The 13,623-nt window shown below is 45.3% G+C and carries 13 protein-coding genes and 1 other annotated feature; of the genes, 10 read left to right on the forward strand and 3 right to left on the reverse strand.

What is annotated here, in order from left to right:
- Positions 1 to 9: 9 nt before the first annotated feature.
- The 6 genes from IEY46_RS26495 to IEY46_RS26520 all read left to right on the forward strand — a co-directional run bounded on the left by IEY46_RS26495 (position 10) and on the right by IEY46_RS26520 (position 6,257).
- Positions 10 to 405, forward strand: a complete 396-nt coding sequence (locus tag IEY46_RS26495) for a VOC family protein (protein ID WP_188996858.1) — start codon at positions 10 to 12, stop codon at positions 403 to 405.
- Between the two features lie 525 nt (positions 406 to 930).
- The gene (locus tag IEY46_RS26500; protein ID WP_188996859.1) at positions 931 to 1,902 is read left to right on the forward strand and encodes an SDR family NAD(P)-dependent oxidoreductase; all 972 of its coding nucleotides are present in this window, start codon (positions 931 to 933) and stop codon (positions 1,900 to 1,902) included.
- 160 nt (positions 1,903 to 2,062) lie between these two features.
- Positions 2,063 to 2,656, forward strand: a complete 594-nt coding sequence (locus tag IEY46_RS26505) for a TetR/AcrR family transcriptional regulator (RefSeq protein WP_188996860.1) — start codon at positions 2,063 to 2,065, stop codon at positions 2,654 to 2,656.
- A gap of 328 nt (positions 2,657 to 2,984) precedes the next feature.
- Entirely contained in the window at positions 2,985 to 3,410 is a 426-nt protein-coding gene (locus IEY46_RS26510) for a MarR family winged helix-turn-helix transcriptional regulator (RefSeq protein WP_188996861.1), read from the forward strand.
- A gap of 117 nt (positions 3,411 to 3,527) precedes the next feature.
- Entirely contained in the window at positions 3,528 to 5,042 is a 1,515-nt protein-coding gene (locus IEY46_RS26515) for an MDR family MFS transporter (RefSeq protein WP_188996863.1), read from the forward strand.
- Between the two features lie 117 nt (positions 5,043 to 5,159).
- Positions 5,160 to 5,385 (forward strand) — a binding site (T-box leader).
- A gap of 65 nt (positions 5,386 to 5,450) precedes the next feature.
- Positions 5,451 to 6,257, forward strand: a complete 807-nt coding sequence (locus tag IEY46_RS26520; RefSeq protein WP_188996865.1) for a class I SAM-dependent methyltransferase — start codon at positions 5,451 to 5,453, stop codon at positions 6,255 to 6,257.
- Positions 6,258 to 6,367: 110 nt separating this feature from the next.
- Here IEY46_RS26520 and IEY46_RS26525 read toward each other — a convergent pair whose 3' ends face one another.
- From IEY46_RS26525 to IEY46_RS26535, 3 genes are all read right to left on the reverse strand, one after another.
- Complete coding sequence (locus tag IEY46_RS26525; protein WP_188996867.1) at positions 6,368 to 7,885, reverse strand: DUF1349 domain-containing protein; 1,518 nt, start codon at positions 7,883 to 7,885, stop codon at positions 6,368 to 6,370.
- Positions 7,886 to 7,946: 61 nt separating this feature from the next.
- Positions 7,947 to 9,044, reverse strand: coding sequence for a sensor histidine kinase (locus tag IEY46_RS26530; protein WP_188996868.1), 1,098 nt, complete (start codon positions 9,042 to 9,044; stop codon positions 7,947 to 7,949).
- Positions 9,028 to 9,726, reverse strand: a complete 699-nt coding sequence (locus IEY46_RS26535; protein WP_188996870.1) for a response regulator transcription factor — start codon at positions 9,724 to 9,726, stop codon at positions 9,028 to 9,030. Before IEY46_RS26535 ends, IEY46_RS26530 begins: the two co-directional genes overlap by 17 nt.
- A gap of 308 nt (positions 9,727 to 10,034) precedes the next feature.
- Here IEY46_RS26535 and IEY46_RS26540 point away from each other — a divergent pair, with 308 nt between their 5' ends.
- The 4 genes from IEY46_RS26540 (at position 10,035) to IEY46_RS26555 (ending at position 13,619) form a co-directional block, all read left to right on the forward strand.
- On the forward strand, positions 10,035 to 10,949 hold the full coding sequence (locus tag IEY46_RS26540) for a helix-turn-helix transcriptional regulator (RefSeq protein ID WP_188996871.1): 915 nt from the start codon (positions 10,035 to 10,037) through the stop codon (positions 10,947 to 10,949).
- Positions 10,946 to 11,767, forward strand: a complete 822-nt coding sequence (locus IEY46_RS26545; RefSeq protein ID WP_188996873.1) for an NAD(P)H-binding protein — start codon at positions 10,946 to 10,948, stop codon at positions 11,765 to 11,767. The genes IEY46_RS26540 and IEY46_RS26545 overlap by 4 nt, the downstream gene beginning before the upstream one ends.
- 77 nt (positions 11,768 to 11,844) lie before the next feature.
- On the forward strand, positions 11,845 to 12,798 hold the full coding sequence (locus tag IEY46_RS26550; RefSeq protein WP_188996875.1) for an ATP-binding cassette domain-containing protein: 954 nt from the start codon (positions 11,845 to 11,847) through the stop codon (positions 12,796 to 12,798).
- Positions 12,795 to 13,619, forward strand: a complete 825-nt coding sequence (locus IEY46_RS26555) for an ABC transporter permease (protein WP_229750557.1) — start codon at positions 12,795 to 12,797, stop codon at positions 13,617 to 13,619. Before IEY46_RS26550 ends, IEY46_RS26555 begins: the two co-directional genes overlap by 4 nt.
- Positions 13,620 to 13,623: the final 4 nt, after the last annotated feature.

Below are 13,623 nucleotides of genomic sequence, written 5' to 3' on the forward strand. Positions count from 1 at the left end.
AGATTTACTATGGAAAAGGTGATACCTTTCTTAATGTTTCAAGATGGCAAGGCAGAAGAAGCAATGAACTTTTACACATCACTCATCGAGGATTCTAAAATTACAAGCATTATTCGTTATGGTGCGAATGAAGCCGGTAAAGAAGGGACCGTGATGCAGGCTACTTTTACACTAAAAGGGCAGGAATTTATGTGCATTGACAGTAATGTGAAACATAATTTTACCTTTACACCTTCGTTCTCCATCTATGCTGCTTGCAGTACGGAGGAAGAAATCAATGTGCTCTTTGAGAAACTCAAAGAAGATAGACCGGCTCTTATGCCGCTGGGCAATTATGGGTTCAGCAAAAAATTCGGTTGGCTGAATGACCGTTACGGCGTTTCATGGCAGCTTAACCTGATCTAATTAGCGGTTGTGTCGAACATCTCAAGTTCAGAGAGGGTCAGGGCATTCTGCGCGCCGAAACGATGAGTATACCCACGCTCCGGCGCGCAGCCGAACAAACAGACGCGGGGTCGCGGCGGGACCTTGTCTTCTCAGGTCTTGTTGCAGGAATGATTAGACCGTTTGTTTCTTGATTTATAATGGTTTTGAGTGAGTGGTTAGGGGAGTTGGGGACCAAAATGGGGACGCGAGTCATTTCGCGTCCCCATTTTAGTCGTAATTATGGAAGCCGGATACATTTCCATACGTTGAAGATCAATGACCATTTGCCAACAATATATCGATGACAAAATCTTCTTGGCCGGTATGATAGACGATGTTATTATCCCTTTTTGACAGCTTAGCTGTTAACTTTCCTCAACTCAAGTTATAGTTCACGTTGCAGAAATCTCGAAGCGAAAAATTATGGTTGACGATTACCACAAATTGAAATAAAATGAATGAACGGTTCATTCACAAAACATAAAAAAGAAAGAGGTAAATATCATGAAGAGAAATCAAACAATCGCAAATTGGTCTATTCAAGGCAAATACGTTGTAATTACCGGGGCAACCAGCGGCATTGGGCTGGCAGCGGCGAAAGCACTCGCCATAAGAGGCGCAAATCTGGGAATCGTTGCGCGGAATCCAGTCAAAGCGAATGAAGTCGCGAATCAAATCGTAGCCCTAACCCAAGGCAAAACTACGGTGGATATTTTTCTGGCGGATATGTCATCCCAGCTGTCCGTCCGTCAAGTGGCTGCCGACATTCTGGCCCGTTGTCCGAGAATCGACATCTTAATCAACAATGCAGGCGCCTTGTACGTAACCCGGCAGCTCACAGTCGATGGTTTGGAAATGACCTGGGCCGTGAATCATTTGGCTCCGTTCTTGCTAACAACGCTACTGCTGGACCGCCTGAAAGAAAGCGAACATGCCCGCATCATTACCACCGCATCCCACGGCCACAAGTTGGCCAAGAAAGGGATCAACTTTGACGATCCGAGCGCCAAGCGCCTTTATAGCTTCCCTATGGTTGTCATGGGCGGCAACCAATTCCGATACGCCGAGACGAAGCTTGCCAACGTGTTGTTTACTGCGGAATTAGCGGACAGATTGAAGGGAACCGGAGTTGCGGCTTACTGTTATGATCCAGGGCTGGTGGCCACCAACTTTAACCAACACAACGGCGCGATAGCCCGTGCGCAGATGGCCGTGATGAATTTGTTCTCGCGCACCCCGGAGAAAGGTGCCGAAACGTTAGTATGGTTGGCCGACTCGGCAGAAGTATCAAGCCAGAATGGCCTTTACTATAAAGATATGCGAATCGAAACCCCGTCAGAGTCTGCCAGAAACAATGATATGGCGAATCGATTATGGCGGATAAGCGAAGAGCAGGTCCGGCCTTCGGAGACATCCCCGTTGAACAATCATCAGGAGAGCAAGCATGTCCATGCAGGCAAAACACCGGTCATGTAAATGCTTACTATGCTCGTTAAGCCCACCAAGGTCGAGATTTGTCAGCGATCCGGAAAATCGAATATCAGGATATTATCTAACACGCTGTTTATTGAGGAAGATAAGTGTACAATGTAGAAAGTCATTGGAATAGATCTGAAATTTGGAGAGTGGTCTTTCGTTGAAGCGAGAAAAAGGACGTCAAATCGAACATGTACACGACGAACGCAGAGAACAAATCAAGCGCGCGGCGCTTACAGTATTCGCCCGCCAAGGAATCGACGGAACGAAAATGAGCATGATTGCGGAAGAAGCCGGCATTAGCCAAGGGCTTTCCTACCGTTATTTCAGTTCCAAAGAAGAGATTTTCACGGAACTTGTCCGAGAAGCGATGGAAGAATCCCAGAAAGCCATTGAAGAAGTACAGAATCTCCCGGGTACGCCGGCAGAACTCATGAGAACATTTACGAAAAAAATGCTCGATGCCAGTCACAAACCTTACTTTTTGCTCCTTCAGCATGCACAGAAATCGGAAGGTGTTCCCGAAAGCGCGAAGCGGATAATGGAGCAATACAACCCCAAGGATACAATCGATCGGCTTATCCCTATATTTATCAAAGGGCAGCAAATAGGCGAGTTTAGCGAAGGAGATCCCTACAGGCTGTTGTTTCTTTATTTTACCGTTATTATTGGCCTGATGTTGCAAGACGTGCCTATGGATGAGGGATATTGGCTGCAAGAGGTTGATCAATTAATGAAGATTATTACGGTATAAATTCCCAAGTATATGGCTGCCACCAGGCTAGAAGAACTGCAGTGTAACGCGAGCTTCATCGTAGAAGAAGTGATCAAGCTTAAGCGGGAAACGGATCATCAATTTGTTTGATGGAGCGCAATCTGATCGACGAAATCTCCGATGACGATAACATTTACGAAGGAGTGCTTAATATTGATAGTTCTGAACCACTAGAATGATAATCGTTCTATTAGGAAAGAACTCTGTAGAATTTATCCAGGACTTTCTTGACTGCTTTAAGTTTAGTTGCTAAACTAAAAACTGTACGAGTGACAATAACTTTCTTTTATAAAGGATGGGATTCTAAATGACTAAAACAAGCGCTCTTCTGGGCCGTTTAGTTCACCAGATCAGAAAAAGAGAACGCCAGCCGCGCATGTTCGGATCAGCAGGCGCTTTGACGCCAAGTGAAATTCATACGATTGATGCCATAGGCTGCGGGAATGGGGTTCTGATGAGCGAACTGGCTGATCGGCTTGGAGTGACCAAAGGAGCGGTGACTCAGATTGTAGAACGTCTGGAATCGAAGAAACTGGTCCGCCGTGATCCACATCCTCAAGATTCAAGAAGTGTAACGGTCACATTAATGGAGAAGGGGGAAGTCGCTTTTTTGGAACATGAAGAAGTGAATGTACGACGGTTTGATGAGTGGATCAGCGCCGAACTGAATAAGGAGGAACTTCGGTCTTTTGAAAAAGGACTTACAAAACTGATTGATTTTATGAACGACTAAGTTTTGTGTCTGCCATTTAGTTTAGCATATAAACTATATACTATTATGCGAATTAGTTTAGATTCTAAACTATAAAATAGTCGAGATTAATTAATCCCTGGAAAGGAAATGAAGAATATGGAGAAAACGAACAGTAAGTTGGGTTTTGTTGTCGCTGGATTATTGCTAAGTGTGTTAATGTCAGGCATGGATAATACGATTGTTGCCACCGCGATGGGAACCATCGTATCCGACCTCGGAGGTTTCGAACAGTTTGTTTGGCTTACCTCAGCTTATATTGTCGCAGAAATGGCTGGAATGCCGCTGTTCGGCAAGTTTTCGGATATGTATGGGAGGAAACGTTTTTTTCAATTGGGATTGATTTTGTTTATTGTTGGTTCCGCTTTGTGCGGTATGGCGGGCTCTATTATCGAGCTTAGTATCTATCGCGCGATACAAGGAATTGGCGCCAGTGCGATGATTCCAATAGCTCATACGATCATCTTTGATGTATTTCCATCGGAGAAGCGGGGGAAGATAGTCGGTCTTTTTGGTTCAGTTTTTGGATTGGCTACGCTGGCTGGACCCCTGTTAGGGGGATATATTACCGAGTACTTCGGTTGGGAAGGTATTTTCTACATTAATCTCCCCATTGGCATCATTGCTTTTGTATTTATTGCATGGTTTTATCGAGAGTCAAAAATATATGAGAAGAAAAAAATCGATTGGCTGGGTACCTTCACACTTATTCCAGCGATTGTGTGCTTGATGTTAGTCCTGGAACTGGGAGGGCATAAGTTTTTATGGAATTCAGGTGTGATTGTCGGATTGTTTGCCGTATTTGTGGTTTTGTTTATTGCGTTTCTGTTCGCAGAGGCAAAGGCGGAAGAACCCATTATTCCATTTCGTATGTTCAAGAACCGTTTGTTTGCCGGTAGTACATTTGTCGCGTTCTTTTACAGCGGTACTTTCATTATTTGTACGATATATCTGCCTATTTTTGTTCAAGGTGTGCTGGGAGCAACCGCATCAAATTCTGGCTTAATTCTAATGCCACTGATGTTGGGTGCTGTTGTGGCGGCTTTACTCGGAGGGCATTTAACTTCGCAATTCAGTTATCGGACAATTATGATCGCTTCGGGGATCGTATTTGTAATCGGCATCGCTTTATTGAGCTCTTTATCTCCTAACTCAACGAAAGTCGCGTTGACTGCTTTTATGATTGTGACCGGGCTGGGGATGGGTTCCTCTTTCTCTGTTCTGACCATTGCAGCGCTTCATCCCTTCGAACATCACCAGAGAGGTGTGGCCAGCTCGACAGTTTCTTTTTTACGTTCGCTTGGCATGACACTTGGTATTAGCTTCTTTGGCATATTACAAAGAAACTTGTTCGAGAATCAACTTCAATCGTTATCCGTGCAAGAAGTCCAAGCGATATCGGGCGATTTGTTACGGGACCCGGCTGCTGTGTTGGCTGCGGAAACACGCACAGCAATACCTGACGCAATGTTGCATCAACTTTCCGAATCACTTTCCAATTCTATCACGGGTACCTTCATGTGGGCCATCATCCCGGCGATATGCACATTCTTGTTTGCCTTTTGGATAAGCCGTGAGCGTCCGGACGAATCCCAAAAAATCAGTTTTCATTAATGGACGTTTCCGTATAAATTGATTCAACGGATAAGGTCATGGACGTGGCGAGGTACTAGGTACTTATATTGACAGGAATTATTTAGAAACGATATACTGGGTTAAAACAATTATACGTTAAACGCAATGATTGGGAGTATTAAGGATTTCTTTTGTTCAGAGAACTGTCGTTCCAGTGCGAGACAGTCAATAGACTCCCCAACTCACCCATGAGCGGTAAGGCAGAATCCAGTAGGCCTTAACGGTTAACCTCCGTAATTAGGTTCTAAGGTGATTCGTTTATTTACCGAAACAAACGAATCAAAAAGAGTGGTACCGCGAAGGAAAACCTGTCGCCTCTTTGTAGGCAATAGGTTTTTTTATTTTACTTTTGAACAAAACAATACATTTTAAGGCAGGTGTTATCAGATGGAAAACGTTATTGATTATTATTCCCGTTTTGACGAGTGGGGCAGGCTGGACAGGGAACCGTTAGAGTTTATCATTAACTGTCATTACATTAAAAAATATTTACCTCCCCATGGTTATGTATTAGACAATGGGGCAGGACCCGGGAAGTATTCAATGGAGTTAGCGAAGCTGGGATTTAATGTAACTCTTTCTGATTTAACACCTAGACTAGTTGAAATGGCTAAGGAGAAGGCAAGCGAACTGGGCTTATCGGAACACTTCAATGGCTTTCATGTGCTAAATGCTATAAATTTGGACGGATTACCCAATGAGGTGTTTGATGCTACTTTGATGTTAGGACCTCTTTATCACTTACAAAGGGATGAAGAACGGATAAATGCCGTTAGAGAGTTGTTCCGCGTTACAAAAAAGGGTGGCATCATTTTTGTCGCTTTTCAAAGTAAGATGAGAATGACAATAACTTCCTTGCAATATCCAAAGCACTGGAAGCCCAATGACACTATGGATTCAATAAAAGAGTTTCGCGATACTGGGATTTTCAATCACGTAGATAAGGGACGATTTACAGGAGCATATTACTTCAACATCAATGATATTAAGCCCTTTATGGAAAGCCAAGGGTTTGAAACAGTTGATTTGATTGGTTCGTCTAGTATTGGTGGATTGATAAGTAATGAACAAAGGCAGTCTTGGGAAGAAAAAGGCGAGTCGCAGAGTCTGATGAACTTACTTATTGAACTCGCTAAGGACCCCTCCGTCTTGGGAATATCGTCTCATTTGCTGTATATCGGCAGAAGGAAATAATCGAACCCGAAACGTACATCGACTCCGTAAAGGGATATGGCAGGAGAATCGAATGGCTGGCTGGGACAATTGTGACGCCTTCAATTAAATCTAAAATTGGCTGATCTCGATCACTTCATACTCAGTTCCTGCCTAATTTGATCTCTGCCATGCAGTTTGAAGATGGCCAGACCGAGAGCTAGAGCACTGTAACCACAGAGCACAGCTAAGCCGACCCATGGTGCTAACGGATAATAACCCGAATTCGGTATATAAGGACCGATAACATGCAGGTACTCCGGAATGCTCTGCTGGATCGCGAATCCGGCAGCCGGGGTAAGCCGCAAGAGCCACTGAGACAAGTCCACAGTGATGACGTTGGTAAACGTGAGGATCAGGGGGAGCACAACCAGCGAAAAGCTAACAATTACCGCCGGAACACGACGCCGGAACAAGACAACAAGAGCGAGTGCAAATACAGCAGCAGCGGCGAGCAATGCAGCGGTACCCACTATTACACGCAACTCGGTTAACAGCGTTACGGGCAGGGTTTGGATACCGTTTGAGAGGAGAACTGGCTTGCACAGTAGAACGGTAACGATGGCGGCAGCCAGCCCCGCGATAAAAGTGACCGTACCTGTCACGACAGCCTTTGCTACAAGCACCCGGACTTGGTCTCGGCGATATTCAGCGGCAGCAAACCGTACCGCTACAATAATCACTACGATCAGCCCAAACAACACACCAGTAAGGGAGCGCTCAATTCGCCAGCTACCATCATCACCTGTCTGCGGTGCAATGTCACCAACTCCAGTCACTGTGAACCGTCCATCGGACTCCTCCACCCCGCCAGGATGATGCGGAGTCTTGCCATCGGGTTCCATAGTGACGCCCACATCGTCGCGGCTCCAAGGACCTTGGAGGTTGACCTGATCGAAGACTGCCGAAACCTCACTAAAGCGGACTGCATATCCGTTGCCGTTGAACCTGAGATCACCAGGTGAAGCGGCAAACATCCCGATCTGGATGGTGTCCGGCAGATCCATCTGAACCGTGCCGACCTTGATCCACTGTTTGCCATCAGAAGACTCGTAGCCGATCATCGTGTCCCCCTCTCGGGTGAGGCGCAGCCAGCGGGGAGAATTCTCCATAACGCCACTCGGCTGTCCATCTATGTCATGGGTGAAGTTGTGCTGCATTCGTACACCATGCTCGGCAGTGCTCATCACCGCCGCATAAGGCGCGCCTTGGCGAATACCGTCTTTGATCATGACACCGGCCTTCGCCCATGGAACCATCCCAGGCACGGGCTCGGGGCCAGGCCCGATCGTTCCGGGAGCCGGAGGTTCCTTGATCCGGCCTGTCATCGAAGTCAGGCGTACCGTGATGCTGCCATCTCCTGTCAGCGGCTGATGCACAAAATAGAATTTATCGGTCACCGCTTCACCATTTGGCCCCTCCAGAACGGGAGGAGGGTCACCCCCATTCGAACTGGTAATCGAGGGCAGCAGCCCAAACAAAATGATGAGTAATGCCGCAGCAACCATACCGATCTTCAAGCCGCGTTTTTTTCGGAATATAGTCCACTCTGCAAGCAATAACTGCGCAAAACTGTTGACTTTAGTAGGTGCCTCATTTTTTATAACCATCGTTAACCTCCGTTGATTTTTGATATGATCATATAATATCTCGCGGGAGGTTAAATGCCGGTTATTTTTTTGGCAGTACAACAGTTATTTTTGAAAAAATTCCAAATTCACTCTTAACGAAAATTTTCCCGCTGTGTTTGTCGATGATGGTTTTTACAATGGATAATCCAAGTCCGCTGCCTCCCAATTCCCTTGAACGGGAGTTGTCAATTCTATAGAAGGGTTCGAAAATATTTTCATGTTCTTCCTCCGCAATTCCTATGCCGGTATCCTCGATTTGGACGATCACGGAATCATCGTTCATAACTGCCGTAATCAAGACTTCTCCATCCATTTTATTATATTTCACAGCATTCTGAACGAGATTAAAGAACGCTCTTTGCAAAAGCGCCTTATCACCTGAAAGCATAATGCCTGAGATGTTGTTTTCAATGAGGATGTTTTTTTCGCTGCTGCTTTCCGATACAGCCTCAATAATATCGTCAAACATCGCTTTCGCTTCAAACCGTTCATAATGGTCCGCATTCAACGTACTGTTCATCTTCAACAGGTCATATACCAGGAGACTCATTCTCTGCGCTTCTGCCAAGGTATCTTCCATAACCTCTTTGTACTCCAGAACGGCAGGATATTCCTCCATCTGCAAGACCTCAATGTTGGCAATGATGCTAGCGAGCGGCGTGTTGAGCTCATGGGCGGCATTGGCCGCGAACCGCTTCTGATGATTGAATGATTTTTCCAATTTCATTATCATATGGTTGAAAGATGTTGCGAGCTGTGCCACTTCGTCATTCGTATCAAAGCCTGTCAGCGGCTGAAACAGCTTGTTTTCGTCGATATTCTTGATGCTTTCGCTTAAATGAGCAACCGGTTTTAACGCTCTGCCGGACATGTAATAGGAGGCGCCTGTACCTAGTGCAATCATGGCGACCATGTAAACGAAACTGGCAGCAATGAAATTATTTTGTTTTTCAGAAATAGGTTGTTCCGGCGCAACCTGTACTCGGGAATTTACATCGGCATTCAAAAGGGGAGCCGGCACAGATTCAGAGTAGGTGATCACTTGAGATAGCGTCAACAGAAAACAAACGCCTGCGAGAGTAAGGGTGGTTAATATCGTCAGCCTTAATCGCAGCGTAATCTTATTGAACCGTTTCATCTGCATACTCCTTCGCGAGCGAGTACCCGAAACCTCTCGTGTTTTTAATCAGTTCCTTATCACCGGTATAGGGTACAAGCTTTTTTTTCAAAGAATTAAGTTGTACCTTGAAGGAATTGGAAAAAAGATCTGCCTTGTTTTCGTCCCATATATGCTCAATAAGTTCCTCGGTACCGACGATCCTGTCTTTATGCATAAAGAGGTATTCCAGAATGGAATATTCCTTCTTGGTTAGCTCAATCTTGTGATTTCTTACCGTGACGCTCCTAAGAGCAGTATCGATTTTGATATCGCCATATGTAAGAATGGTATCTTTTTGAATAAAATCTCTTCGCAACAGCGAACGGAGACGGGCATCCAGTTCTTTGAAATGAAATGGCTTTGCCAGATAATCATTGGACCCGGTATCCAATCCCATAATTTTGTCTTCCACTGCCGCTCTTGCCGATAAAATCAAAATACGAAGCTCAAGGTTCATGGATCGGATTCCCTTGAGAACCTCGATCCCGTCTATTTTCGGCAAATTCAAGTCGAGTATAACCGCATCATATGTATTTATTTCGACAAGTTCCAAAGCTTTTTCGCCATCAACAGCAGCGTCAACCGCATAACCATATTTTTTTAATCCATTGCACAGGGCTTTTCGCATGCGCGCTTCATCCTCTACAACTAAAATTCTCATGCCCCCCACATCCTTTCGTTTTACTAGTATTACGAATTATTATACACATGAAGAAGTTAAATAAAGGTTAAATGATTGTAACAGAAGGAGATGGAGTCGATGGAAAAACCATTTTGGAAGAGCCTTCTCAGAGGTGACATCTAAGGATATATAAGGTTGTTTTGGTTGTTTGAAATGGTAAAGCGGAGAATTCAATCGGTGGATTTATTAATTTTGGTTTTGAATCCTGACATACATGATGTCAGGATTCAAATGTTATGCTTTGAAACAGATAGGCCGATAAATCGTGGAAGGAGAGGAGTGAAAAGATGAAACTGGATCGCATGCTCGGAATTACGATGGAGCTGCTAACAAGAAGAAGAGTGACGGCAACGGAATTAGCAGCCAGATTCGAGGTTTCCAATCGTACGATTTATCGTGATGTAGATCTGATCAATCAAGCGGGCATACCCGTTGCTTCATTTACGGGTACTGACGGCGGTTTTGAACTGATGAACGGTTTCTTCTTAACGAAACAGCACTTCTCTGTTGATGATTTTTCGGTCATCTACAATCTCCTTAAGGGCATGGAAGGAGCCATGGGAGGCCAGTCCGTCTTATTAATGCAGAAGCTTTCCAGTCTGCAGCCTGCTCTATTGAATGGGGGATATCACGATAAAATCATATTTGATATGAGTACATCTGAACACGAGAAGGAGATTGTTCATCCGCTCCTTCATGCGATCAATCGGAACCGAGTCGTTGCATTTTCTTACACAAGCGCAACAGGCACCTTATCTCAAAGAAAGGTGGAGCCAATTAAGTTGTATTGGGAGCGTGGGGCATGGTATTTGGAGGGATATTGCTTATCGCATCAAGCGAAACGCTTCTTTCGGGTGTCTAGGATCAACAAACTGGAAGTGTTAGACGACCATTTTCAACTTAGAGAAATATACTCTCCTCCGGTTGAGGAAGAGACTCAAGGCGTACATGCCCATCTTCGTTTTGATTTAACGGCCCAGCCTCGAGTGTTCGAGCAGTTTCAGGGAGCGTGTACGGATCATGGGGATTATATTGACGTGCACACGGTTTTCTACTCACAAGAATATGCGATTTCCATTATTCTAAGTTACGGTTCAAAGGTGACTATCATTTCACCTGACGAGTTGAAGCATGATTTATTAGAAAAAATCAAAGAAATACAAAAGCTATATACGCAAATGGGAGGCGGAATAATCAAATGACAATACTAGTAACAGGTGCTACAGGAACGGTAGGAAGACATGTTGTGGATCAACTTGTGCAAAAAGGGGAACAGGTGAGAGCAGTGTCGCGCAATCCGGCAAAAGCGAATTTACCGGAGGGTGTTGAGGTCGTGGCAGGGGATCTGAATGAGCCAGACACGCTGCAAACCGCATTGGAAGGCGTTAACGGGTTGTTCTTAATCGTTTCCAGCGATGAGGCTAATGCGACACTCCAAACTCAGCCCAAAGTGGTTGAATTGGCGGAGCAAGCCGGTGTTAAACGGGTCGCCGTATTGGTTGGTTATGAAGAGGGACCTGTTGAGGAAGCGCTTAAAAATAGCGGGATGGAATGGACACTTGTAAAACCGGGAGAATTTATGGCCAATATCCTTATCGACTGGCGGGATTCGATTCGTTCGGAGGGGATTGTTCGAGAAGCTTTCGGAGACGCGCCGAGTGCCAGGGTTCACGAGGGAGACATTGCCGCCGTCGCTGTCACGGCTCTAACGGAGAATGGTCATCACGGACAAAGTTATATTCTTACAGGTCCGCAGTCTTTATCGCGTAGAGAAGCGGTCCGGACGATTAGTGAAGGGATCGGCAAGGAGGTTCAATTTGATGAACTGACGGAGGAGCAAGCGAGACAAAGCTGGAGAGATCAGGGCTACGAAGAAGGGGATATCGACTTTTTTGTCCTTATGGGCAAAAATCCACCCGAAATCGGACACACGGTCGTCCCCACTGTGGAGCAAGTGACAGGACGTCCTGCAAGAACACTCGCGGAATGGGTATTTGAACATAAAAATGAGTTTTTATAAGGCTTAAAATTTCACACAAGGTGCCTTGGTTCTAACCAGGGCATTCTTTTATCAAGGGGATAAGGGGATGTCAAAAAATGTCTTATGCGATTGAAATCAATGGCCTCCGAAAATCGTTTAATGATCAAGAGGTGGTCAAAGGTATTCATTTGAAAGTCAAAAAAGGAGAACTATTTGCCCTGCTTGGCCCTAACGGCGCTGGAAAAACAACAACTATAGACATGCTGTCCACACTTCTTAAGCCTGATGGAGGAACAGCGCTTGTAGCTGGTTATGATGTGGTGAAACATCCCAAAGAAGTGAGAAAGAGAATAAGCCTGACCGGGCAGTTCGCTGCCCTTGATGAAGGGTTGTCAGGGATTCAAAATTTAATTCTGATTGCCAGGCTGTATGGCTTTTCTCCGAAAGAAGCACGTTCTATAGCGGAACAACTGATTCAATCGTTCGGGCTCTCGGATGCTAAAGATCGTATGGTTCAGAACTATTCCGGAGGCATGCGCAGACGCTTGGATATTGCCGCCAGCATGGTTACACAGCCAGATATTATTTTTCTGGATGAACCTACAACCGGTTTGGACCCTCAAAGTCGTATGGGGGTATGGGAAGTGGTTCGAACGCTTTTGAAGCAGGGAACGACGGTGTTGTTGACAACCCAATACCTGGAGGAAGCCGATCAGTTGGCTGACAGAATCGCTGTCATCGATAAAGGAAACATTGTTTCCGAAGGGACGCCCTCTCAATTGAAGGCATCCATTGGTGGCAAGACTTTGGCGATTCGATTGGCAGAACAGACAAATGAAGCAACCATCAACCGCTTGTTAGCCGATCATCATCAATTGACCGGATTTCAAGGACATGATCCGCTTGATTTTAATATACCTGTGCAAGAAGCCATCCTCGCAAGCCAAGCCATTCATACGCTCGTGAGCAATAAAGTTCCGATTGACTACTTTTCGCTAAGTGAGCCAAGCTTGGACGAAGTATTCTTGGCTATAACTGCCTCTAAACAGAAGAAGGAGGTCGTTCAATGAACAGCAGCCCTATCCTAAATCAATCGATGTTGTTACAAGGGTCCGCGCCACGCAGTCCAAATTCCTTGACATCGACAACCATCTTCATATGGAGAACATGGCAAAATACGAGAAACAATCTTTTTGGATTTGCAATGGATGCCATTCTTACACCTGTCATGATGCTGCTTATTTTTAATTTTTTGTTCGGTGGTGCCATTGCGGGTTCCCCCGAGGCATACATTCAATTTCTGCTGCCGGGCATCCTCGTTCTTACGGTTGTTCCTATGACCGTCTATAGCGGGACAACTCTATGCCAGGACATTTCGAAAGGGGTATACAACCGTTTTCGAACGATGCCTTTTTGGCAGCCGGCCTCCGTGCTCGGGCCATTATTGACTGATGGATTAAGATATATAATCGCCTTGCTCGTAGCTAGTGGAACAGGGTTGTTACTCGGTTTCAGTCCGGAGGATGGGATCAAGGGCACGATAATAGCCATCTTGTTTATTATTTTTTTCGCCTTTAGTGTGAGCTGGATTTTTTCAATGATTGGTATCTTGGCCAAACGACCTGAGACGGTATCGGGATCAAGCATGATGTTGGTGTATCCTCTCATGTTTGCGAGCAATATTCTGGTAGACTCATCTACGATGCCCAAATGGATTGGGTTCATCGTGGATATCAATCCAATCAGTATTGCGGTTACGACTGTACGAGGACTCATGAATGGTACGGCAAGTACAACAGACATTGCTGCAGGGCTGGGTGTTTGCCTGCTGTTGATCGTCGTTTTTGCCCCATTAACGTTGTATTTGTATCTGACTAAAAATAATCGTTAACTTT

This window comes from Paenibacillus nasutitermitis (assembly GCF_014641075.1).
Taxonomy (GTDB): domain Bacteria; phylum Bacillota; class Bacilli; order Paenibacillales; family Paenibacillaceae; genus Paenibacillus_Z; species Paenibacillus_Z nasutitermitis.

What these genes read in the sequence shown, in the direction of transcription:
- IEY46_RS26495 (WP_188996858.1), top strand. Translation starts at nt 10, where the DNA reads ATGGAAAAGGTGATACCTTTCTTAATGTTTCAAGATGGCAAGGCAGAA.
- IEY46_RS26500 (WP_188996859.1), top strand. Translation starts at nt 931, where the DNA reads ATGAAGAGAAATCAAACAATCGCAAATTGGTCTATTCAAGGCAAATAC.
- IEY46_RS26510 (WP_188996861.1), top strand. Translation starts at nt 2,985, where the DNA reads ATGACTAAAACAAGCGCTCTTCTGGGCCGTTTAGTTCACCAGATCAGA.
- IEY46_RS26515 (WP_188996863.1), top strand. Translation starts at nt 3,528, where the DNA reads ATGGAGAAAACGAACAGTAAGTTGGGTTTTGTTGTCGCTGGATTATTG.
- IEY46_RS26520 (WP_188996865.1), top strand. Translation starts at nt 5,451, where the DNA reads ATGGAAAACGTTATTGATTATTATTCCCGTTTTGACGAGTGGGGCAGG.
- IEY46_RS26525 (WP_188996867.1), bottom strand. Translation starts at nt 7,885, where the DNA reads ATGGTTATAAAAAATGAGGCACCTACTAAAGTCAACAGTTTTGCGCAG.
- IEY46_RS26530 (WP_188996868.1), bottom strand. Translation starts at nt 9,044, where the DNA reads ATGAAACGGTTCAATAAGATTACGCTGCGATTAAGGCTGACGATATTA.
- IEY46_RS26535 (WP_188996870.1), bottom strand. Translation starts at nt 9,726, where the DNA reads ATGAGAATTTTAGTTGTAGAGGATGAAGCGCGCATGCGAAAAGCCCTG.
- IEY46_RS26540 (WP_188996871.1), top strand. Translation starts at nt 10,035, where the DNA reads ATGAAACTGGATCGCATGCTCGGAATTACGATGGAGCTGCTAACAAGA.
- IEY46_RS26545 (WP_188996873.1), top strand. Translation starts at nt 10,946, where the DNA reads ATGACAATACTAGTAACAGGTGCTACAGGAACGGTAGGAAGACATGTT.
- IEY46_RS26550 (WP_188996875.1), top strand. Translation starts at nt 11,845, where the DNA reads ATGTCTTATGCGATTGAAATCAATGGCCTCCGAAAATCGTTTAATGAT.
- IEY46_RS26555 (WP_229750557.1), top strand. Translation starts at nt 12,795, where the DNA reads ATGAACAGCAGCCCTATCCTAAATCAATCGATGTTGTTACAAGGGTCC.